The following is a 23,673-nucleotide window of genomic DNA, read 5'->3' on the forward strand; positions in this document are numbered from 1 at the left end:
GTGATGATAGAAGTGAAGCTACATGATATAGGCGAGGGCATGACCCAGGCAGATGTGTTGGCACTCTTCGTCCAACCAGGAGACCAGGTGAACCCTGATGAGCCATTGGTCGAGGTTCAGACTGATAAGATGACAGCGGAAATTCCTGCTCCCTATGCAGGGGTGATCAGAGAGGTGAAGGTGGAGGTCGGCCAGACGATTTCAGTGGGAACGACGATCTTTATTTTGGAAAGAATGGCACATGAAAGTGAAGCGGAGGTTGCATCTGCAGTTGAGGCTCATTCGGTAACAGAAACCAAATACTATTCCAAAGAATCAACGGTACACTCAGTCCCATCAGAGGAGGAAAAGTCCAAGACCAGACGTACGATGGCATCCCCATATACTAGAAAGCTTGCAAGGGAAAATGGGGTAGACATTGAAATGGTCACAGGTTCTGGTCCTGCTGGGAGAATAACTGATGAAGATGTACTAAACTTCGGAACAAAGAAGAAAATCCAGCAAGACATGCCTCTGAAGTCAACGAAGCAGAAAACGGAGGAAAAAGGTCTGGCTGAGGTCAAATCAACGACCATTCCTTTTAAAGGAAGAAGAAGGCAGATTGCGGCCAAAATGTCTCAATCCCTTTTAACCATCCCTCATTGCACCCATTTTGAAGAAGTGGATGTAACGAACATATTGGAGATGCGTGAGTTTTGGAAAAAGCGTAAAGTAAGTGTTTCTGCAACCGCCTTATTTGTGAAGGCCATCAGCATTTCATTAAGGGAATACCCTATTTTCAACGCACGTCTTAATGAAGATAAAGCACTGATTGAGCTGCACGAAGAACATCATATCGGAGTGGCCATCGATACCGAAGAAGGCCTGATTGTACCTGTTGTGCGAAATGTGGAAAAGAAGTCGCTGCTAGCCATTCATAATGAGCTGAAGGAGCTTACTGTAAAAGCACAGGAAAACAGGCTTACCATTAGTGAAATAACAGGGAGCACATTCACAATAAGCAATGTCGGTCCTTTAGGGGGAAGCATCGGGGCAACACCGATCATCAATCAACCTGAGGTGGGTTTGATTTCCTTCCATAAAACGAAAAAGAGGCCGATAGTAAATGACCAGGATGAGATTGTTATCAGATCGATGATGAACATTTCCATGAGCTTTGACCATCGAGTGGCAGATGGTGCAACAGCAGTAGCTTTCACAAACAGACTGACAGAATTGTTGGAAGAGCCAAAACTATTATTGCTGGAGTTGGTCTAATATGGTAGTAGGAGAACTGACACAGGAACGGGACCTCGTCATCATTGGTGCCGGGCCAGGGGGATATCATGCCGCCATTCGTGCAGCCCAGCTAGGCTTGCAGGTTACCCTGATCGAAAAAGGGGAAATTGGTGGCTTGTGCCTGAACGAAGGGTGTATCCCGTCCAAGGTACATACAGCAGCAGCACAAAACCTGCATCGCTTGACTGGCATGAAAAGCATGGGTATCCAAACCAATGATGCTACTTTCGATATGGCAACCTTGCAGGAGTACAAGAATGCTACTATCAAGCAGTTGAAGCAGGGAATTGAATCGCTCTGTAAAGCAAATAAAATAGAAGTAATAAAAGGCGAAGCGATGTTTCTTTCACCTGACAAAATAGGGGTGGAAAACGGCCATCAGTATGATACCTACACATTTAAGCATGCAATCATTGCTGCAGGTAGAGAAAAAAAGCCCCTTTTAGATATAAAAGACGATTACTTAACCATAACAACATTATGGAAACTAGATGTAGTTCCTGCTTCTCTAATTTTGTATGGGAATGACGATTTTACGGTGGAAGCAGCCATGTGCTTCCGAAAATTTGGTTCGGAAGTGACATTGATCTTTCCTGAAAATGAAAAGGATTTCACTTTTGATGATTCCATCAATAAAGAGCTCACCCGGCAATGCAAAAAACAGAAAATCAAACTGATCAAAGATGTCAAAGTAAAGAGCACCAATTATTTCGATCATAGCTGGGAAATGGAAATAGAAAGTGCGGAAGGAAAAACGCAGACCTTGATGAGTACCCATTTATTTGTTGCATCTCAGCCTGAGGGAACATTGGATGGATTAGGTGTAAGTAGAGCTGGTATCGAATTGAATGCCAGCGGGGCTGTAAAAGTGAGAGATGCCTGCCAGACCTCCGTTGACCACATCTACGCAATTGGGGATATCACAGAAGGACCTTTGCTTGCTGTTAAGGCGATTAAACAAGCAAAAGTTGCAGCAGAAAGCATCGCTGGCTTCCAATCAGAGGTAGACCTAACATTCGTTCCCAGAGTTCTGCATACGATTCCTCCCATCGCATCAGTCGGTTTCACAGAAGAACAGGCAAAAGACGCGGGATATGAAATTACAATCGGGGAATCGGCATTCAGGACTAACGGCTATGCATCCATCCTCGGACAGAAGGATGGCTTGATCAAAACAATCAGTGAAGCCGGGACGGAGCTTATTCTTGGCGTCCACATGATGGGAGAAGGCGCCATCGAACTCATTTCCTCAGGGATTGTGGCCCTCGAAATGGTAGGAAGGGAAGAAGATCTGCTTTTCCCATTGTTTCCACATCCGAGTCTTAATGAAAATTTCCTGGAGTCCCTTGAGGATCTATCCAACAAAGCAATACACAAGCCGCCGTCAATCAAGAACAGCAAGGTAACGTTATAAGACACTTTTGCACGTCAAAGCATTCTAGCTTTAAATGGGACTCTTGCGAGAGTACTGAATAATCCATTATATTAAATTCAGAATAAAAATATTTTTCAATATATTTGGAGGGGTCAAAATGAACGAAAAAAAAGCGATGCAAAACCAACCACAAACAGAAGATTTCTTTCCTGTAAGAGATGTCGATTACTTGGAAATCTATACAGGAAATGCAAAACAGGCCGCCCATTTTTTTACCACTGCATTCGGTTTTGAACCAATCGCCTATTCCGGTCTTGAAACAGGCAACAGGGAGAATGTCTCCTACGTTTTGAAACAGCGTAATGTGCGTCTAGTTATTTCCGGTTCTCTCAAGCAGGATACAAGAATATCGGAGTTTGTAAAAAAGCATGGAGATGGCGTGAAGGATATTGCTCTTTTGGTGGATGATGTTGAAAAGGCTTACAACACTGCCGTTGAAAGAGGTGCCATTGCCCTGCAACCTCCACAGGAACTGACAGATGAGAATGGAAGCATCAAAAAAGCTGTCATTGGTACATATGGCGATACAATCCATACTCTGGTGGAGAGAAAGAATTATTCTGGTGTATTCATGCCTGGTTTCAGAGCGTATAAGAACTCCACTCCAGTTAAGGATGCAGGAATCATCGGCATCGACCATGTAGTTGGGAATGTTGAGAGTATGGAGGAATGGGTTGCTTATTACGAAAAGGTGATGGGCTTCAAGGAAATGACTCATTTTACGGATAAGGATATCAACACGGAGTATTCTGCATTGATGTCAAAAGTGATGCACAATGGCGGTCGTATCAAGTTTCCAATCAATGAGCCTGCAGAAGGAAAAAGAAAATCTCAGATCGAGGAGTATCTTGAATTCTATAATGGGGCAGGAGTTCAGCATATTGCCATACTTACGGAAGACATTGTACAAACGGTCAGCAAACTGAAAGAGAACGGCGTGGAATTTCTGAACACACCTGATACGTACTATGAAATGCTATCCGAACGAGTTGGAGAGATCGATGAAGAGATTGCCAAGCTTCGTGAATTGAGCATCCTGGTTGATCGTGACGACGAAGGATATCTGCTTCAGATTTTCACCAAGCCGATTGTGGATAGACCAACTCTATTCATAGAAGTGATTCAGCGAAAAGGTGCCAAAGGGTTTGGAGAAGGAAACTTCAAGGCATTGTTTGAATCCATCGAAAGAGAACAGGAACTAAGAGGAAATCTATAAGATTATATAAGCTTCACAGAAAAAAGGAGGTATCCAGCCCTCCTTTTTTTAAAAGGGGGATAAATGATGGCAGTGAAAGTGAAGAGCAGGGAAATTCTACAGATGGTGACTGCCTATCCATTGGGAAAAAGTGTCTATGATCTGCAAAAAGAAATGGGTTTGCCAAGCATCATCAATTTATCGGAAATTGAAAATGTCTTTGGGTGTTCCGCACAAGTGAAAAACCATCTGACACATCAACTTGATCATTTATTTACATATCCGGACGGATCGGCGAGATTGCTTACCACCAAATTGGCGGAATTTCTGAACGTAAAAAGTGATCAGCTTTTCATCGGAAATGGTTCCGATGAAATCATCCGTCTTTTATTGAGGGCCTTTCTGAATGCGGGAGATGAAGCTGTAATGGCGGAAATCACCTTTCCAAGGTATAAAACCAATGTAACCATTGAAGGAGGCCGGCCAGTTCTGGTCCCGCTGATTGATGGAACACATGACCTGGATAGGATGCTCGCAAGCATTACGGAGAAAACCAAGCTTATTTTCGTTTGCAATCCCAACAATCCCACTGGAACGATTGTGGAGAAAAAGAAGTTAGAGCATTTTATTGCAAAGGTCCCTGAACATATATTGATTGTTCTTGATGAAGCGTACTACGAGTATGCAACAAGTGAGGAGTATCTTCAGTCTGTTACATACTTAAAGAAATACAGTAATCTGGTGATTCTGCGGACGTTTTCAAAAGTGTATGGACTTGCTGGTCTAAGAATCGGTTATGGAATGATGGATCCCTATATTGCCTCGGAACTGAACAAGGTCAAAGAGGTGTTCAATGTGAACCAGCTTGCCCAGGCGGCAGCTATCGTGGCGCTTGAGGATCAGAAGTTCCGTTTGGAATGTGTGGAGAGAAACGAAGAGGGGAAGCACTTACTGGAATCGGAGCTTACCAAGATGGGATACCCATTCTTTCATACTCAGGCCAATTTCATGATGATCCACACCGGACAGCCAGGTGACATTGTTTGCAGAGAGTTGTTGAAGCATGGTCTCCTTGTTAAATCCGGCGCTGCACTTGGGTACCCAAATGCAATTAGGGTTACAATCAGTTCCATGCAGGACAATCACTATTTTATCAAATGCCTCAAAAATATAGAGAAGAGGAATGGTGGGGTTTCATGAATGTTCAGCCAAGCAGTCTCGAATGGAAAGATGCCTATAAATTATTAGTCGGTTCCATCTTACCAAGACCCATAGCCCTTGTTTCCACTATTAATAAAGAAGGAATAGCAAACATTGCACCTTTCAGTTTCTTTACTGCCATATGCGCAGATCCGATGCTCGTCTGTTTTTCCCCGATGAGAAGGGGTGGAGACGGGGCGAAAAAAGACACACTCGAAAACATTGAGGCTACACGTGAATTTGTCATCAATATTGTGAGCGAAGAAATGGTGGAAAAGATGAATATCACAGCCACTGAATTCCCAAGTGAAGTGGATGAGTTTCATGAGTCCGGTTTTACAAAAGAGGATAGTCAGATGATTTCATCGCCAAGAGTGAAGGAAAGCAGTGTCCAGCTTGAGTGTGCCTTACATGAAGTGTTGCATTTCGGAGATGAACCTGGTGCAGGAAGTTTGGTGATCGGAAAAGTCGAAATGGTACATATCGCGGATGATCTATATTATGAGGGCAAAATTGATACAAAAAAATTGAATCCTGTCGGAAGAATGGCAGGTAATATGTACTCCAGGGCAACTAGTGATATGTTTGAGCTAATCCGCAAAAGAGGCGATTAACATGAAATATATAAGCTTTATCAAAGACAATGGGGAACAGCGTGCAGGATGGCTTGATGGGGACCATGCTGTCGATATGCATGAGGCATCAAAAGGCAAACTGCCAAGAGACATGCTGACTTTTATTGAGCAACACGAAAGCTTTGCTGACATCGTCCATGAGACAGTTCGAGCTCAAAGTAAAGAAGGCCGCTATTCGCTCAATGAGGTTCGGCTTCTCTCTCCATTACCAAGGCCTGTAAGTGTAAGGGATTTCTATGCGTTTGAGGAACATGTGAAAACTGCAAGGGCAAAAAGGGGACTAGAGGTCATTCCCGAGTGGTATGAAGTTCCCGTTTTCTATTTCACCAATCATTTAGCAATAAAGGGACCTGCTGATTATATCGAAAAGCCCGACCAATGTGACTGGCTCGATTACGAATTGGAAATAGCCTGCATTATAGGGAAACAAGGAAAAAACATAAAAGCTGAAGAGGCGGAATCCCATATTTTTGGGTATTGCATCATGAACGACTGGAGCGCAAGGGACCTTCAAGCGAAAGAGATGAAAGTGGGGCTCGGACCAGCCAAGGGGAAGGACTTTGCCACAACACTCGGTCCATCTATTGTGACCAAGGAAGAATTGGAAAGATATAAAAAGAATGACAGATATGATTTAACCATGACGGCCAGTGTCAATGGAATACAGCTGTCGTATGGGAACTTCCATCAGATTCATTATACATTTGCCGAGATGATTGAACGGGCTTCCGCGGATGTGACGTTGTACCCTGGGGAAGTAATCGGTTCAGGAACAGTCGGCACTGGCTGTATATTGGAGCTTGGAACGGATGTCCATCGCTGGTTAAAAGCTGGAGACACGGTGGAATTATCCATTACCGGACTTGGAAAACTGGTCAATACCATCAAATAGGTAGGAGGGGTGTAAAATGTATTATCGGAAAATGGGAGACATTCCACATAAGCGGCATACGATGTTTAAAAAAGAAGATGGTACTCTTTTTCGGGAACAAGTGATGGGTACGAAAGGATTTTCAGGGTCACAGTCCATCCTCTATCATCATTTTTTGCCGACGGAAGTGGTGAAATCAGAAGTTTTGTACAGCTATCTTCCTGAATATGAAGAGCATACTGCATTGAATCACCGTCATTTAAAAACAACTTCGATCGAAAAAAGTGGAAACGCATTGGATGCCAGGGAGTATCTGCTCGGAAACAGTGATCTGCTGATTGGAACAGCACTCGTTACAGAGGAAATGAAAAGCTATTATCGAAATGGTGATGGAGATGAGCTATTATTCATCCATTACGGTTCAGGAAAAGTGGAAACGATGTTCGGGACTTTGACCTATCGACCTGGGGATTATGTAACCATTCCTATCGGGACAATCTATCGAGTGTTGCCAGCTGAGGAAACGAAGATCTTGTTTATCGAGTCCTTCAGCCAGCTGACTACACCAAGGAGATATCGAAATGAATATGGTCAGTTATTAGAGCATAGTCCATTCTGCGAAAGGGATTTCCGCGGTCCAGAGGTATTGGAAACCTATATTGAAAAAAGGGAATATGAGGTACTTACCAAATCACGAGGCTTTATGCACTCCCACATTCTCGGGCACCATCCATTGGATGTCGTCGGTTGGGACGGGTATCTGTATCCTTGGGTATTTAATATTGAAGATTTTGAGCCAATCACCGGCCGAGTGCATCAGCCGCCTCCTGTTCATCAAACCTTTGAAGGCCATAATTTTGTCGTCTGCTCCTTTGTGCCAAGGCTCTATGACTATCATCCCGAGGCAATTCCTGCCCCTTACTACCATAGTAATGTGAACAGTGATGAACTTCTTTACTATGTTGAAGGGAATTTTATGAGCCGTAAAGGCATAGAAATAGGTTCTATTACCTTGCATCCTTCAGGAATCCCACATGGTCCTCATCCTGGAACAACAGAAGCAAGCATCGGTAAAAAGGAAACATTGGAGCTTGCAGTCATGATTGATACGTTCAAACCTTTAAAAATTGTGAAAAAAGCGCAAGATATTGAAGATAAGAACTATATGTTTACCTGGATAGAAAAATAAGCGATACGGTGAACCAGGCTTCTTCCAAATGCGAGAAAACATGCATTCGGAAGGAAGCTTGGTTTTTCCTATTCATGTTACAGAAACCTGGTTTTGCGTAAAATCTGTAATCCTATTGGCTCTTTTGTAATATTTGAGGCTATAAAAAATACATGTCAATACTATTTTACTAGAATAATATATATATGCTGGGTGATTATGGAAAAACTGTTCGTAACTGATGAAGGTTAAGTTAACTTACAATGTCTTGTCAGGATTGGTGTGCATCGCTTTTTGGAATTTTTATGTAAAATGGCGTCACTCATTTTCTAAAATTACCCAGTAATATTACATAAAACCCATGATATGATTTTCGTGTAGCAAAAAACACTACAAAAAATTTTCAAGGGGGAATTTCACCTATGAAACTTAACAAAAAATCATTATTAACAGCTGTCACTACAGCAGCGGTATTAACAGCAGCACCATTCGGCATGAATGCAAAGGCTGAAGGAAATGCACCTTCAAAGCCTACGTGCGACTTAGGTTCAAATGTACAAATTTTTAATAATCAAGAAGATGCGAAAGCATTTTTAGATAACTATATAAAAGATCTCGAAAGCAAATTTGGTGTAAAAGTACAGTTTGGTCAAGGACAAGCGCCAGCTAAAGCAGAAGCACCACAAAAACAACAAGAACAAAAGCCTGCTGCAGCAGTAGAAGCTCCTAAAGCAGAAGAAAAACCTGCAGCAGAAGCAACTCCTGCACCACAGCAACCTGCACCACAACAGCAAGCTGAAGCGCCAGCAGAGAATAAAACAGAACAAACAGCAAGTGCAGTAAGTGAATTCGAAAAGAAAGTAGTAGAACTTACTAATGCTGAACGTGCAAAGCAAGGCTTGGCACCACTTGAGCTTGATGAAGAATTAAGCAAAGTAGCAAAAGAAAAGTCCAATGATATGAAGAAGAACAACTACTTCGCTCATAACAGCCCAACTTACGGATCTCCGTTTGATATGATGAAGCAATTCGGAGTGGAGTACCGCACTGCAGGTGAAAACATTGCGATGGGTCAGCAATCTCCAGAAGAAGTGGTGAATGCATGGATGAATTCCGAAGGGCACCGTGCGAACATCATGAATGGTGAGTTTACTCATATTGGTGTAGGTCATGTTGAAGATGGTAACTACTGGACTCAAATGTTCATCGGTAAATAATATGTGATGAAAAAAAGGCAGCCAATTTGGCTGCCTTTTTACTATGCGATTTTAGGTTTATCCTAATTGATCATTTTCAAGCTGAGAATGATACTTATGGATAAATCCGTTAGCTTTCAGTGCAAGCTGCCTTACCTTGTGAATGCTGTTTGGATTGATCCTATTGATGCCGATATCCTGGAAATGTGTCGAGGCCACACATAAGGGAGGAAGAAGATACTCGACAACCAAGGCATTTGCATCAAATTCGATAAGTACTTTTATCTGCTTTTTCAACTCATCTTTCACATATTTGAATTGTTGCTTTATTTCAGCTTGCAATAGGGATTTTTCACCATATTGTGTTTCTTCATATTTTGTCAGTTGACTGATGAGCACATTTAATTCCTGTTGAAAGAAATCAAGAACAGAAACCGCTTTATTAAAATCATAGCTATTCATATAAGATCTCCTCATAAATTGTAGTTAATATCATTTTATCTACTTTATTCGACAAGAAACTACAAATTCCTGCTATTATTCCTATAAGAATAGTGTGATTCCCAACTTATCAGCTTGCTTTCTGAGATTGGAAATTCAGATGATTTTTCTGGACAATGGACAGTCGCCATGCAAGTCCGATTGCACCGGCTGCCAAACCGCTGATAAGTCCCAGCCAATACCCGAATGCACCCAAGTCCGTGTAGTTGGCTAGCAGATATCCAACTGGCAGACCGATGACCCAATAAGAGATAAGGGCTATGATAAAGGTAACATTTACGTCTTTGAATCCTCGCAACGCACCTTGTATCGGAGCAGCAATGGCATCTGAAAGTTGAAAGAAAATCGCATACAGTAAAAAGGACGTTGTCAAGGCAATGACTTCTGCATCCTTCGTATAAAGTCCCGCCACTTCTGCCTTGAAGAAAAACAGGAAAATGGCGCACATGGATGATAAAGCCACAGCAGAAACTACCCCGATAATGGTGTATTGCTTTGCATCTTTGATTCTATTGGCACCAACTTCGAAACCGACCAGAATGGTTAAAGCCATCGATATGCTTAATGGGATCATATAAAGCAGGGAAGCAAAATTCAACGCAACCTGATGAGAGGCGATTGTCACCGTATCGAAGGAGCTCATCAGTAGTGTAACTGCAGAGAATATACTCGTTTCAAAGAAAATCGATAATCCTATCGGTACGCCGATTAATAAAATTTCCTTCCATTTTGTAAAAGAAACGGGATATAACACTTTAAATAGAGTGAATTGAGTGAACGGCTTCTTTTTCAGCACAATAAAAAGTGAAATGATCAAAATCACCCAATACGTAATGGCAGATGCAATACCAGCTCCAACGCCTCCCAATTGAGGCAGGCCAAATTTACCGAAAATCAGCAAATAGTTGAGCACTACATTAGTCGGAAGAGATAGCAAGGTAATGATCATTGAAATTCGGGTATGTCCAAGCGCATCGATAAAACAGCGTATGACAGTATAGCAAAATAGAGGGATGACCCCAAAACCCAGGGCAATCAAATAGTGTTTTGCAACATACCGCACTTCGGTTTCAAGGTTCATACTTTGAAGTATGGGATCCATGAATATTGCTCCGACGGAAAGTACCAAAAGACTCATGGCAATTGCGACATACATACCTTGTGTAAGGGAAAAGGGGACACTCTCGGTTCTTTTCGCTCCAACCAGCTGAGCGACTATAGGAGTCATGGAGAGGAGAATTCCGCTTAATCCTGTAAATACAGGTACCCATAGACCGGCTCCTATGGCAACACCTGCGAGATCTTGGGCGCCGACATTTCCAGTCATCATAATATCGAAAAGGTTCATGGAAAATAGCCCGATTTGGGTGACCAGGATGGGAATGACAATTTTTATGAATAGTTTTATGCGTTCTTGGTAGGAGAATACTTGTCTCATTCGATTCACTATCCTTCTATTTCATTGTAATTAGGTGATTATACCATAACCGAATTATTTAGAGGACAGAAATAAATTGAACCAATGATAGTCTGAATAATGCTACTTTTTCGAAAGATATGATATAGTAATATGGTTATGCATGACGTAAAGGAGTGAGAGATAGATATGACAAAGGGATATCTATTGGTACTAAACAAAGATGAAGATACTGTATCCATTGTATGTACAGAAACTAAAGCAACGATAAAGACTGTTGAAACGGATTATAACCCACATGAAATAATTGTTTCACATGATGGTAAAAAGACGTACATCACCTGTTCCCAAGGTAATAAAATGAATATCATGAACAATGAAACATTTGAAATAGAAAAGCGGTTAGAGCATCCCGATTTCCAGTTTCCACATGGACTTGGATTATCCAATGATGGTAAGAAGCTTTATATGGCAAGCACCTTCAGTGAAAAAGTATTCATTTTTGACACGGAGACAGACGAAATTACGAAAATCCTATCTACAGATCAGAAGCACTCGCATATGGTAGCTGTTTCCCCTGATGGGAAGAACCTTTACATACCGAATATCGGCAGCCATACCATAACAGTGATTGATGCTGAAACGGAAGAGATTTCAAGCCATTTTCCTGTTGGTAAGGGACCGGAAGGCGTAGCGGTTCATCCAAATGGTAAGGACATTTATGTAGCTAATCAGGAGGATGACACCTTATTTATATTGGATGCTGAAAATTATGAACTGAAATACAAACGTAGAATTGGACATGTACCAATTAGAATCGTCTTTTCCCCGGATGGAAAATATGCTTTGATTCCGAATCGCGAATCGGGGGACTTGTCCATTATCGATACGGAACATGAATTGAAGGGGAATGTACGCCCTTGGGAAGTGAAGCGGATCCGGGTGGGTGTCTGGCCAGGTGGGACGGTCTTCAATCAGGATGGAACGTTAGCTTATGTTGCAAACAATAAGACCAACGATATTTCCATCATTGATATGCATATAATGCAAGAGGTTGAAAAAATTAATGTTGGGATACACCCTGATGGTATCGCATTTTTACAAGCAGATCACACAACCGACATTTAACTATGTCTTGACATGATGAAGAGTTGCTACTAGAATAGTAATATATTAAAATTATATACTTACAAGCCCATCAAAGGGGAGTAGCTATGAAAACAATATTGCCGTCATTACGTGACTGTTCACCAGCCACCGGCTTTATTGGCAACGATTCCGTTGTTAGCAAGACCTTTGCCTAAACTTAACACAGGTCTAGGTGAAGGTCTTTTTATGTTGTATAAAAAGCCTTTGCCTACGATCAGGTAGAGGCTTTTGTAATTAGGAGGAGAAAAAATGGAACTTCAGTTGTTATTGGAGTATGGTTGGGTACTTCTTGTCCTGATTGGACTTGAAGGTATACTGGCAGCAGACAATGCGCTGGTACTTGCCATCATGGTAAAGCATTTGCCGGAAGAACAAAGAAAAAAGGCATTATTTTACGGCTTGGCCGGAGCATTAGTATTTAGACTAGGGTCCTTATTCATTATTTCATTTCTTGTTACTATATGGCAGGTTCAAGCAATTGGTGCAGCTTACTTGTTATTTATCGCAATTAATCACTTATGGCGCAGATTTGTCGTCCACAGAGCGGAAACTGCGGTCGCGGTGGATAAGCCGGAGAAAGCATCTGGTTTCTGGATGACAGTTTTGAAGGTTGAAATTGCAGACATCGCTTTTGCAGTGGATTCCATTTTAGCAGCATTCGCTCTTGCACTGACTTTGCCCCAGACAAATCTTCCTCAAATCGGTGGAATAGATGGTGGACAGTTTATCATCATTTTCCTTGGTGGATTTATTGGAGTAGTCATTATGCGATTCGCGGCAACAATGTTCGTGAAGCTTCTAAAAGAGCGCCCGAGCTTGGAAACTGCTGCATTTGTCATTGTAGGTTGGGTAGGATTCAAGTTATTGGTGTTTACACTTGCACATCCAAGTGTCGGCGTATTGCCACACCACTTCCCTCATTCTCCATTATTTAAGACGATGTTCTGGGTTGTCCTGATCGGTATTGCGGTTGGTGCATGGATCATTTCCGGAAAGAAGAAAAATGTTCAGGAAGTAGATAGCATCAAGTAAATTACTTTATGTGAATCACATATACTGCTATAATAAAGCTAAGCTGTTGACAATACTTTGTCAGCAGCTTTTTTCTAGTTTGTGTAACAATAGTAATACCATATCCTCTACATAGAAAGGGAGTTAATATGTTGTTTAATATAAATAGCCTTCCAAGTGATATCCAAGGAAAAATTAACCGCCCAATAGCGGTTGCCAGTAGATCAAATCTGATAGGTAAAGGAGGATACACAGCCTCTGATGAGAGCATCATCTTTGATGCAATCATTGCCCTGTCACTAGGTAAAAATGTACTGTTGAAGGGCCCTACAGGTTCAGGCAAAACGAAGCTTGCAGAAACCTTATCCTCCATCTTCCAAAAGCCTATGCATAGTATCAACTGTTCCGTGGACCTTGATGCAGAGGCACTACTAGGATTTAAAACGATTCAGAATATAGAAGGGCATGCATCCATTGAGTTTGTTCCAGGGCCGGTTATTGAGTCCATGAAGGAAGGTCATTTGTTATATATAGATGAAATCAATATGGCCAAGCCGGAAACTTTGCCAATCCTGAATGGCGTTCTCGACTACCGCAAAACCATTACCAATCCATTTACGGGTGAAGTGGTGACTGCGCAATCAGATTTCGGAGTCATAGCGGCGATCAACGAAGGCTATGTGGGAACGGTACCACTAAATGAAGCCCTTAAAAATCGTTTTGTCGTCATCGATGTTCCTTATATCCAAGGGGAAGTCCTGTTGCATGTTCTCCGTGAACAATCCCAGTTGAAAGATGAGAAACTGCTGGAAAAATTCGTCACGCTTTCATCTGACCTAATTGCTTTAGTAAGGAATGGTCAATTGTCTGAAGAAGCTGCATCTGTTCGTGCATTACTGGATACATGCGATTTGAGCGTCTATATCCCACCACTTCGCGCCATTAAAAGAGGGATCATGGAAAAGCTGGAAGATGAACGTGAGAAGGCAGCAGTACACAATGTTGCCCAGACTCTGTTTGATTGAGGGTTGGTCAATTGAGACCTATTATTTTCAACGATAAGAAAATTGATTCCTTCCTGTTTATGGAGCTTGCCGATCTTGCAGTATCACTGGCAAAAAAAGAAAGCTTGGAAGTGGCCTATGCATTCAAATCCTACTATGATCCATATGAGAATACATTGTTTATCAGTCTTTTCTGGGATAACCACCCTCATGCCGAAAAGATGCATGGGTTGAAAAGTGATGTTTATTTGAGGAGCGTCGGAACCATCCCACATACGGATTTTTCCAGCGTTTCCCGTTTCATGACTAAAAGCAGGACTTCTCATTTATTCAGTTTCAGCAGGCAACTTTTTATGTTGTTGGAAGATTTGCGCCTTGAGGAGATATGTAAAAGGGAAAGACCTGGCACCACTCGATCCTTTCTCGTAAGGAGGGCGGAATATCGAAAGTATTTTCGGAGTCAGTTAAAGGTAAATCTTGATAGGACCATTACAACAGATGCGTTATATAACCTGCTGTATCTCCTTTTAACGACTGATAATCCGTTGGAGGAGATTCCTTTTATCAGTAATGAGATAGATCCCGCCCTATCATATTTAAGAGCAGAGGCTTCAAAATGTTATGAAGCAAACTCAACCTCAGAAATAGAAAGAATCTGTCTGAATATCGTGGAGGTTCTGGATGACCTTTTGGACAGGGATATGCTCAATATGTATTTTCTTTTGCCTGATTTCATGGAAAAAGAAGAAATGAAGGATAATCAGACATTTGATGATCTAAAGCGGAAAAGCGAATTGAAAAACGACGATAAAAAAGAGAAAGAAACGGAAGACGAAGAAATTCATGAGGATAAGCTTCCAACCTGGCATAGAGAATCCGAGTCCAACTCCCAGAGCTTTTTGCAGTTTGATCTGGAGCAGGGTACGAAAATGGACCTGATGGGCGAAGGTGGCCGTGAAGGGGAAGACGGAGACCAGGCGATGGGATATGTCCAAGGGTCTAGTAAACAAACCAATAAAAATGACTATTCCTCGATTGAAGCCATGGATGTCCGGCAAAATGAGGAGAAGAAGGAAGGGGGTTCGATTGTGGAATTCGGGAAGGAGAATAAATATGCCTACCCTGTATTCCTAAGCCCTTCTCCTGTTACGATAGAGCAAAAGAACAATTATGAAGAATATAAACTGTTCATCTCCGCCTATCAAAAGAAACTGAAGCAGCTAATCCAGAAGACGCTGGAGCATAAGAAAATCCTGCCCAGAAGTGAACTGGCGTTCGGCAGGTTAAGCAAAAAGCTGCTTCCGTGGTTTGTGGACAAAAATCCCAAAATGTTCTATAAGAGGGATAACCCTTCCATTGAGATTGATGCTGTTTTCACCTTGCTTGTAGACTGTTCCGCCTCCATGTTCGATAAAATGGAGCAGACCAAATTTGGAATAACGTTGTTTCACGAAGCGCTTAAATCGGTGTTCGTTCCTCATGAAGTGGTCGGTTTTTGGGAAGACACAAATGATGCCACCTCAACAAGCCAACCTAATTTTTTCAAGACAGTGATTGATTTTTCAACAAGCATGAAGAATAAATCGGGTCCTGAGATCCTCCAATTGGAACCGGAAGAGGACAATCGCGATGGATACGCAATTCGTCATATGACAAAACGGCTGTTAAGCAGAAGTGAAAAACAGAAATTCCTGCTGGTTTTTTCTGACGGGGAGCCTGCAGCGATGCAATATGAACAAAATGGAATTGTGGATACACATCAAGCAGTGATGGATGCACGAAAAAGTGGCATTGAGGTTATCAACGTTTTCCTCAGCAATGGTGAAATCGAGGAAAGCCAGGTAAAAACAATCCAAAACATGTATGGAAAATACAGCATCCTGGTTCCAAATATAGAGGAACTTCCTGATGTGCTATTCCCGCTTTTGAAAAAATTGCTTCTTAAAAGTTTATAAAGAAAGATATTGGCTAACTATACCTATTAGGGTAAGTTAGCTTTTTTTATGAGTCAGGATTGAGGTGAAGGAAATAAACATTCAAGCAAAGTATTTATTTCTATGCAGTATCCTATTATGCCTTTTGTTTTTAATGTTGGGATACTTGTTGGAATTTCAGTCAGTGGTAAGTCTTGATAGCCAATGGGGAAGGTATGGGTATCAGTTTTGGGATCTGGATTCGTTTTTTATTTTCTTATCCTTTATAGGGTCAAGAAACTTCCTATACCCAGCTATGTTAGTAGTTTCCATCTATTTACTCGTAAAAAGATATCATTTTGCCATCATGGCTGTTTGGGTAAATATAGTAGGTGTCCGCCTTCTCAATACATGTATGAAGGGTATCTACCAGAGGCAAAGGCCGAGTCTCGAACATCTAGTTGATGCTAACTTTTACAGCTTTCCCAGTGGTCATGCCATGAATTCCATGGCTACCTATGGGATGATTGCATTTCTAGTACTTATGATAGCCCATCAAAGAAAAATTAAGATCTTTACAGTGTTTTTAGCATCGATAATTATCTTGTTGATTGGGCTGAGCAGAATCTATTTGGGTGTACACTATCCATTGGATGTGTTGGCAGGATATTTAGCCGGGGCTGCATGGTTGACATTACTAATCGGGATATGGACAAAACTAAGAAGCAAAAGTCATGAGGTGAAATTTTTTGAAAATGGGTAATTTCACTATCAAATGGATAAAATAACCTGTAAATTCATGGAGGAGGAAACTTGATGAAAAGATTTCTTTCATTAAAAGCAGTTTTATCAGCATTGTCCATACTACTGTCTGCCGCTATAGTTTCAGGTTGTGGCACAGACAACGATAATATGTCTGCACCACCTGAAAATGCCCCTGCACAAGATGAAACCCAGGCACCAGGAGATGAAAATACAGCAGAAGAAGGTCTCAACCAAGATCAAGAAACACATACAGGACAGACCTTCACAAAATTTGATTTGGATGTTGAATATAAGGATTATAATAAGTATGAAGCGGAATACGAAGCGGAAATAAAGGACACCTTGAATGATAAGACCTCAAAGGGTGATGGGCATACAAGGAATTATCCCCTTTGCTTGAGCAGCTAAAGATAGATGCAAACTCAGATGAGCAAGAGGTGGTAACACAGTCCTTGAAGTCTTCGGTTTGGAAAAAGACTATACGGAATTCGAGTTGGAAGTCACATTAGCCGACGGTACATCAAAAGAATATAAAGTAAAACAGTAAAAACGGGAGCAAATCCCGTTTTTTCTTTTTTTAAAAAACTTCGTGTGGCGAAAAGAATTTAACCGTGTTATGATTTTACTATTATTATAGGAAATAGGGGAACACAACATGTGGAAAAATAAAAATGTATGGATTATCTTAATGGGAGAATTTATCGCAGGTATCGGACTTTGGACAGGAATCATAGGAAATCTAGAGTTTATGCAAGCTCACGTGCCATCAGACTTTGCAAAATCTCTGATTCTATTTATTGGTCTCCTCGCTGGTGTTCTTGTGGGACCATTGGCAGGAAAAATAATAGATTCCTACAGCAAGAAAAAAGTGATGATCTATTCAGGCTTCGGACGAATGCTTAGTGTATGCTTCATGTTTTTAGCAATTGAATATCAATCCATTCTTTATATGATTATATTCATGATTGCAATACAGCTTTCTGCAGCATTCTATTTTCCGGCACTGCAGTCGTCCATTCCGCTTATCGTTCCGGAAAAGGACCTTTTGCAAATGAACGGCGTCCATATGAATGTTTCCACCGTATCAAGAATTGCAGGAACTGCTTTGGCAGGGGCGATGCTCGTCATAATGAGTCTTTCTTCTTTATATCTGGCTTCCATGGTTGCTTACGGAATCCTTTTCTTGTCAACGTTTCTTCTCAATTTTGAGGATAAGACAGCAGAAGAGCGGAAAAAGGATGGAAAGGGATCTGGCAGTTTCAAGGAAATTATGCCTGTGCTTAGGGAAACTCCAATTGCCCTTACTGTCTTGATATTGACTATAGTTCCATTCCTGTTTATTGGCGGATTTAATCTGGTAGTCATCAACATAAGTGAAATACAGGATGATCAGGCCATCAAGAGTCTAATATACACAATAGAAGGTATTTGTTTCATGATCGGTGCATTTGCAGTGAAAAAGCTATCAAATGATCATAACATGGTTCAGTTGATGTTTATTTTCGTTACACTGATCGCTTTGGCTCATTTGTCTCTGTTCTTTGCGGATATCAAAATCATGACACTCATTTCATTTGGCATATTCGGTTTGGCTGTGGGCTGCTTTTTCCCGATTGCGGCTACTATCTTCCAGACGAAAATCCCGAAAGAGTACCATGGCCGTTTCTTTTCTTTCCGAAATATGCTCGATCGGGTCATGTTCCAAGTAGTGCTTCTAGGTACAGGATTATTCCTTGATACAATCGGATTGCAGATGATGGCACTTGTATTTGGATTCCTATCGTTGACGCTTATAACGATGTACGGATTAAAGCTATTCAGGCAGCCGATGAAAATTGCACATCAGAAAACACCTTGATGTCATTAGGGTGTTTTTTTCTTGTTTCTAGAGGGAATGAGAGAAAGATAGTGAATATATTAGATATGATTATCAGTATTTGAAGGAGGTATCACTATGGAGAAGTTTTCAATGTACATAAATGGTGAGTGGGTCCAGTCGGATAAAGAGATAGAGGTAACAAATCCAGCGACTGATGAAGTGATTGGCACGGTTCCCAGTATAAGCGAGGAGCAGCTGGAGCAGGCAATTGAGAACGCGTCTGACGCTTTTCGATCCTGGAGAAAAAAAACCGCATACGAACGGGCTGATCTCTTGGATAAGTGGTATCAATTATTGGATGAAAACAAAAAGAGTATCGCTGAAACATTAACGAAGGAACAAGGCAAACCATTCAAGGAAGCTCTTGGAGAAGTCATGTATGCGAATAACTTTGTAGATTGGTATAAAGAGGAAGCAAAAAGAATCTATGGGGAAACCATGCCAGCAACACATGAAAATAAACGGATCCTGATTCAAAAGCAGCCGGTTGGCGTGGTTGCGGCCATTACTCCTTGGAATTTTCCAGCAGCCATGATCACACGTAAAGTCGCTCCTGCTCTTGCAGCAGGGTGTACGGTAATTGTCAAACCGGCCAGCCAGACACCGTTAACCGCACTGCTTCTTGCCAAGTATGCACATGAAGCAGGAATCCCTAAGGGTGTGATACAGGTGGTCACGGGTAAATCCAGTCTCATTGGAGAAACGTTGATGAAAAGCAATAAAGTGAAGAAGCTTACGTTTACCGGATCGACGGAAGTAGGGAAAAAGCTGATGAAAATGGCATCCGATACGGTAAAGAAGCTTTCTCTGGAGCTGGGAGGACATGCACCGTTTATCGTATTCGAGGACGCCGATCTTGAAAAGGCGGCAAAGGGGCTTATTCAATCAAAATACCGGAATGCAGGTCAGACTTGCATTTGTGCGAACAGAGTATATGTTCACGAAAAAGTGGCAGAATCATTCACCTCCCTCTTTGTTGAGGAAGTTTCGAAGTTGAAGGTTGGAAATGGCCTGGAAAGAGGCATTGATATCGGGCCTTTGATTGACCGGGATGCCCTGGAAAAGGTTCAGGAGCATATCGAGGATGCCAAAAGAAAAGGTGCAGAAGTTTCCTTTGGTGGCAGTGTGATGGAGAAAACTTTTATGGAGCCGACCGTATTGTCCAATGTGAAGGATGATATGATCTGTATGCAGGAGGAAACGTTTGGTCCGTTGGCGCCAATCAGTACTTTTAAAGAAGAAGTGGAAGTGCTGGAAAGAGCAAATAATTCCCCATATGGTCTGGCAGCCTATATCTATACGGAGAATCTGGGCAGAATGTATCGGGTTACTGAAGCATTGGAATATGGCATCATCGGTGTTAATGATGGGGCTCCATCAACAGCACAGGCACCATTCGGTGGACTGAAGGAAAGCGGAATCGGTCGTGAAGGCGGGCACCATGGGTTGGAAGAGTATTTGGAAGTAAAATATGTATCTATCGGAATCTGAAAAACAATTTTTTCAGCCTAACTCGACATGAAGAGGGTTAGGCTTTTTTTTATATGCAAAAATCATATATAATGAAGATAAGCTAAATGAAACTTTTTCTCTAGCTATTCGTATATGAATTATACGAATGATATGCCTAAAGGAAAGGGCGAGGAGTGAGAGGATGAAACGATTTTTTAAGCAAGCATTTATTTTTGTTGCTTCTTCCAATATAGCGATTATGTCTTTTGTGATCGTATTTTTCTCAACTGGAAATCAAGTCCAATTGGGTGTGCTCGGTGCTTTTGCCGGATTTCTGCTTAGCTACTGGCTTCTGAAGCGAAAATTATTGCCTCAGGACGAATTGGATAAAGTGGAAAGGAAAGAGAAGAAATATGTTCTTGCGCAGATCAAGGATGCGAAAACGAAGCTGCAAAAATTGAATAGTAACAGATTTAAAGTGAGAAGCATTTTTGTCTACCAGAATATAACGAAGCTCTATAAAATATCACATAAAATTATTAAAATGGTGGAAAAAGAACCAATCCGTTATCGAAGTGCCCAGACCTTTTTTCATCAGCATTTGGATTCATCCGCAATCATTGCCGAAAAGTATGTACAATTACTATCTCAACCTGTAAGAACACATGAAGTATCAGCAGCCTTGAGAGAGACGGAGAATGCACTTAAACAGATGGAGCGTAACATGGAAAAGGAATTGATGGTGGTTCTTGCTGGTGATATGAACAACCTGAACACGGAAATTAAACTTATGAATCAGCAATCTCTTTCAATAGACAAGAAGTAATATGAGGTGAAAAGATGAATAATAAAGAGAAATTAGATGAAAAAATCAAAAACGATACATTAAATGACCTGCTTAGCAATCCTTTTTCCAATCCTGCGATGGAAAATGAAGTGGCAACTCAGGCAGAGCAGCAAGCAGAGCCAAAAAGGGAAAAAGTGATGGATAGCCTTTCAGAGGACCTGAAGCTTAGAGCGATGGAAATTGCCAAGCAAATAGACCCCAATGACCAGCATGCCATTTCTTCCTATGGTATTACAGCGCAGAACGAGCTTTCTACCTTTTCGAATTCCATCCTTTCCCATGTTCAGGCGAAGGATGCAGGACCTGTTGGAGAAGTGGTTTCAGATTTGATGCGAAAAATCAAAGAGGTGAAGCCAGGGGAACTCGAACCGCAAAAGAAAGGATTTTTTAGCAAGATTTTCGGTAGTGTCAATAATTCAGTGAATCAGCTTTTTGCAAAATACCGCAAAATTGGGTTTGAAATCGACAAAATTGCCGATCAGCTGGAAAGCTTTAAAAAAGTGCTGCAGCGCGATAATATTATGCTCGAGTCATTGTATGATAAAAACAAAGATTACTTTCAGGCATTGAATGTATATATTGCAGCAGCAGAGCACAAGCTCGAGGATATTCAGGCGAATATTATACCTGAGATGGAAAGAAAAGCACGTTCCACCAATGATCAGATGGATGTGCAAGCGGTTAGTGACATGATGCAATTTGCGGACCGCCTCCAAAAACGTACACATGATTTAAAAATCAGCAGACAGATAACGTTGCAAATGGCTCCGCAAATTAGGATGATTCAACATACGAATCAGACATTGGTCGAGAGGATCCAATCATCAATCCTGACAGCTATTCCGCTATGGAAGAACCAACTTGTCATTGCCGTATCCCTCTATAACCAGCAAAAAGCCGTGGATACTCAGAAAAATGTTTCTGAAACAACCAATGAACTGTTGCTCAGAAATTCCGAAATGCTGAAACAGAATACCATTTCTGCTGCAAAAGAAAACGAGCGAGGACTTGTTGATATTGAAACGCTGAAGAAAACACAGGAAAACCTGATTGAAACTTTGGAAGAAACACTCCAGATTCAACAGGAAGGTCGACAAAAACGTCAACAGGTAGAGCTGGAGCTTGTACAAATGGAAAACGAATTAAAAGACAAACTGTTAAATGTACGTTCAAAAGCGAAAAAATAGAGAGAGGTCCTAACCTCTCTCTTATTTTCTGTGATGTTATCTGTTTGTAGGGAATATACGTTGAACGGTTTCCGTAAATTCATCAAACATTCCTCTTATTGGTCTACCTGAACGCAAGTCGTTTGCATAACCATCCATACGATCTATAAAATCAGGATTAACGGAGACGAATACATCGTCTATATCCGGGTCTGCTTTACGAACTTGATCAGCGATTTTGCGTTCTACATCTTGCGAAAGCTCATCTTCACCATTTTTAAGAACAGCTGCAACATATGCATTATCATCTGTCACAATGACATTGCAGGTTTCCACTTCCTTCAAGTCAGTTACTTTATCTGCTGCACGGTCTGCAATAGCCATTCTTGGTTCGTTCGCATCATTAACCCTTCTTGGGTTAATGTTATTACGAACATTTTCCGGCCTATTATAACGGCCCATCTGGTCATAATTGACATTCAGAGAATCGTTCGGGGCGTTTCTATTTGCAGCACCATAATCATCTACATTTCCACAACCAGTTGCTAGCATAGTAAATGCAAGTCCAGTAACAAAAATGCCTTTAATGTTCACCTTTTTCACCTCTTTCCTCATCAATTACAGTTAGAATTCTTCAAATGAAGGAACTTTATACAATCTTTAGGTTAAACTAGTGATGAACATAAAAGATGATAAGGAATGACAGTATGTCTGTATTCGAAAAAGAAGCCTATTTAAAACAATATGATCTATCCGATTTATCTTCATTTCACCATTCACAATTCATTTCTACAGATTATGGAGAGATATTTAAGCAATCCTTTATTCCGTGTGAATCAAAAGGTACCATTTTTTTAGTACATGGATATTTGGATCATTCAGGATCTCTTTCGCTTCTCATACGATTTCTTGTTTCAAACTCCTTTTCTGTCATTACGTTCGATTTACCTGGACATGGGAATTCCTATGGACCGAGAGGCGATATCGGGGGTTTTGAAGAATATGTACATGCTTTGAATTGTGTGATAACTGCTTCAAGTGAACCTATGGAAAACAGGAAATATTATATTATTGGTCATAGTACAGGCTGCTCCATCATTACGGAATATCTTCTTCATCATCCGCCTCTTTTTGAAAAGGTTATCCTTGTTGCACCACTAATTAAGCCTTATTTATGGTCATTTTCAAGGATAGGGGTTAAACTGTTAGGGAATAGGATAAAATCCATCAAAAGAAAATACAGAAAAAATGCTTCAAATAAAAATTATCTGGATTTTGTGAAGAATGACCCACTACAATTTGACACAGTACCGACCAATTGGATTGTTTCCCTATCAAAATGGCACGAGACGGTCTTTCAATATCCGATTCAGAAGAAGAGATTGTACCTGATACAGGGTAATAAGGATACAACGGTTGATTGGCGGTTTAATATTTCATTTTTACTTGATCTTTTTCCTGATAGTAAAGCGACATTGATTGATGGAGGGAATCATCAACTATTCAATGAAGCGGAGGAAATTCGCTCCATTTGTTATAACTGTATAAAAAGTATTTTGCTTTCCAAGATTTAAGGGTAATAATAGGGAAG

Annotated in this window: 22 protein-coding genes; 19 read left to right on the top strand and 3 right to left on the bottom strand. The window is 41.1% G+C overall.

Going from position 1 to position 23,673, the window contains the following annotated elements; genetic code table 11:
- Window positions 1-3: 3 nt before the first annotated feature.
- The 8 genes from ABN702_RS08260 (at window position 4) to ABN702_RS08295 (ending at window position 8,999) form a co-directional block, all read left to right on the top strand.
- Window positions 4-1,257 carry a dihydrolipoamide acetyltransferase family protein gene (locus ABN702_RS08260; protein ID WP_417900223.1) on the top strand — a complete coding sequence of 418 codons (1,254 nt, stop codon included), beginning with the start codon at window positions 4-6 and terminating at the stop codon, window positions 1,255-1,257.
- Window position 1,258: 1 nt separating this feature from the next.
- On the top strand, window positions 1,259-2,692 hold the full coding sequence (locus tag ABN702_RS08265; RefSeq protein WP_417900224.1) for a dihydrolipoyl dehydrogenase family protein: 1,434 nt from the start codon (window positions 1,259-1,261) through the stop codon (window positions 2,690-2,692).
- Between the two features lie 118 nt (window positions 2,693-2,810).
- Entirely contained in the window at window positions 2,811-3,929 is a 1,119-nt protein-coding gene (gene hppD, locus ABN702_RS08270) for a 4-hydroxyphenylpyruvate dioxygenase (protein WP_417900225.1), read from the top strand.
- Between the two features lie 63 nt (window positions 3,930-3,992).
- Window positions 3,993-5,108 carry a histidinol-phosphate transaminase gene (gene hisC, locus ABN702_RS08275; protein WP_417900226.1) on the top strand — a complete coding sequence of 372 codons (1,116 nt, stop codon included), beginning with the start codon at window positions 3,993-3,995 and terminating at the stop codon, window positions 5,106-5,108.
- Window positions 5,105-5,722: a flavin reductase family protein gene (locus ABN702_RS08280; protein ID WP_417900227.1), complete on the top strand. Its 618-nt coding sequence runs from the start codon at window positions 5,105-5,107 to the stop codon at window positions 5,720-5,722. Before hisC ends, ABN702_RS08280 begins: the two co-directional genes overlap by 4 nt.
- Before the next feature lies 1 nt (window position 5,723).
- Entirely contained in the window at window positions 5,724-6,635 is a 912-nt protein-coding gene (locus tag ABN702_RS08285; RefSeq protein WP_417900228.1) for a fumarylacetoacetate hydrolase family protein, read from the top strand.
- Window positions 6,636-6,651: 16 nt separating this feature from the next.
- Window positions 6,652-7,803: a homogentisate 1,2-dioxygenase gene (locus tag ABN702_RS08290; protein WP_417900229.1), complete on the top strand. Its 1,152-nt coding sequence runs from the start codon at window positions 6,652-6,654 to the stop codon at window positions 7,801-7,803.
- A gap of 401 nt (window positions 7,804-8,204) precedes the next feature.
- Window positions 8,205-8,999: a CAP domain-containing protein gene (locus ABN702_RS08295; protein ID WP_417900230.1), complete on the top strand. Its 795-nt coding sequence runs from the start codon at window positions 8,205-8,207 to the stop codon at window positions 8,997-8,999.
- Window positions 9,000-9,056: 57 nt separating this feature from the next.
- Here ABN702_RS08295 and ABN702_RS08300 read toward each other — a convergent pair whose 3' ends face one another.
- Together ABN702_RS08300 and ABN702_RS08305 are read right to left on the bottom strand one after the other, a co-directional pair.
- Window positions 9,057-9,440, bottom strand: coding sequence for a hypothetical protein (locus ABN702_RS08300; RefSeq protein ID WP_417900231.1), 384 nt, complete (start codon window positions 9,438-9,440; stop codon window positions 9,057-9,059).
- A 109-nt stretch (window positions 9,441-9,549) separates the two neighbouring features.
- Window positions 9,550-10,917 carry an MATE family efflux transporter gene (locus tag ABN702_RS08305; protein WP_417900232.1) on the bottom strand — a complete coding sequence of 456 codons (1,368 nt, stop codon included), beginning with the start codon at window positions 10,915-10,917 and terminating at the stop codon, window positions 9,550-9,552.
- Window positions 10,918-11,085: 168 nt separating this feature from the next.
- Here ABN702_RS08305 and ABN702_RS08310 point away from each other — a divergent pair, with 168 nt between their 5' ends.
- The 10 genes from ABN702_RS08310 (at window position 11,086) to ABN702_RS08355 (ending at window position 22,103) form a co-directional block, all read left to right on the top strand.
- Window positions 11,086-12,024 (top strand): beta-propeller fold lactonase family protein, encoded by a 939-nt coding sequence (locus ABN702_RS08310; RefSeq protein WP_417900233.1) that lies wholly within the window; start codon window positions 11,086-11,088, stop codon window positions 12,022-12,024.
- Window positions 12,025-12,294: 270 nt separating this feature from the next.
- A complete protein-coding gene (locus ABN702_RS08315; RefSeq protein ID WP_417900234.1) occupies window positions 12,295-13,077 on the top strand; it encodes a TerC family protein in 783 nt (260 codons plus the stop codon).
- A gap of 128 nt (window positions 13,078-13,205) precedes the next feature.
- Window positions 13,206-14,081, top strand: a complete 876-nt coding sequence (locus tag ABN702_RS08320) for an ATP-binding protein (RefSeq protein WP_417900235.1) — start codon at window positions 13,206-13,208, stop codon at window positions 14,079-14,081.
- Window positions 14,082-14,092: 11 nt separating this feature from the next.
- Window positions 14,093-16,015, top strand: a complete 1,923-nt coding sequence (locus ABN702_RS08325; protein ID WP_417900236.1) for a vWA domain-containing protein — start codon at window positions 14,093-14,095, stop codon at window positions 16,013-16,015.
- A 148-nt stretch (window positions 16,016-16,163) separates the two neighbouring features.
- Window positions 16,164-16,736 (top strand): phosphatase PAP2 family protein, encoded by a 573-nt coding sequence (locus ABN702_RS08330; protein ID WP_417900237.1) that lies wholly within the window; start codon window positions 16,164-16,166, stop codon window positions 16,734-16,736.
- 53 nt (window positions 16,737-16,789) lie between these two features.
- Window positions 16,790-17,146, top strand: a complete 357-nt coding sequence (locus tag ABN702_RS08335; RefSeq protein ID WP_417900238.1) for a hypothetical protein — start codon at window positions 16,790-16,792, stop codon at window positions 17,144-17,146.
- Between the two features lie 247 nt (window positions 17,147-17,393).
- Complete coding sequence (locus ABN702_RS08340) at window positions 17,394-18,596, top strand: MFS transporter (RefSeq protein ID WP_417900239.1); 1,203 nt, start codon at window positions 17,394-17,396, stop codon at window positions 18,594-18,596.
- A gap of 96 nt (window positions 18,597-18,692) precedes the next feature.
- Entirely contained in the window at window positions 18,693-20,108 is a 1,416-nt protein-coding gene (locus ABN702_RS08345; protein ID WP_417900240.1) for an NAD-dependent succinate-semialdehyde dehydrogenase, read from the top strand.
- A gap of 163 nt (window positions 20,109-20,271) precedes the next feature.
- Entirely contained in the window at window positions 20,272-20,895 is a 624-nt protein-coding gene (locus ABN702_RS08350) for a 5-bromo-4-chloroindolyl phosphate hydrolysis family protein (protein WP_417900241.1), read from the top strand.
- 14 nt (window positions 20,896-20,909) lie between these two features.
- A complete protein-coding gene (locus ABN702_RS08355) occupies window positions 20,910-22,103 on the top strand; it encodes a toxic anion resistance protein (RefSeq protein ID WP_417900242.1) in 1,194 nt (397 codons plus the stop codon).
- Window positions 22,104-22,139: 36 nt separating this feature from the next.
- Here the strand turns inward: ABN702_RS08355 and ABN702_RS08360 are convergent, their stop codons facing one another.
- Window positions 22,140-22,697, bottom strand: coding sequence for a YhcN/YlaJ family sporulation lipoprotein (locus tag ABN702_RS08360; RefSeq protein WP_417900861.1), 558 nt, complete (start codon window positions 22,695-22,697; stop codon window positions 22,140-22,142).
- A 92-nt stretch (window positions 22,698-22,789) separates the two neighbouring features.
- Between ABN702_RS08360 and ABN702_RS08365 the strand changes: the two genes are divergently transcribed.
- Complete coding sequence (locus ABN702_RS08365) at window positions 22,790-23,656, top strand: alpha/beta hydrolase (protein WP_417900243.1); 867 nt, start codon at window positions 22,790-22,792, stop codon at window positions 23,654-23,656.
- Window positions 23,657-23,673 lie beyond the last annotated feature (17 nt).

Origin of the sequence: Bacillus haimaensis, from assembly GCF_048270625.1 — a bacterium.
In the GTDB taxonomy this organism is placed as follows: domain Bacteria; phylum Bacillota; class Bacilli; order Bacillales; family Bacillaceae_I; genus Sutcliffiella_A; species Sutcliffiella_A haimaensis.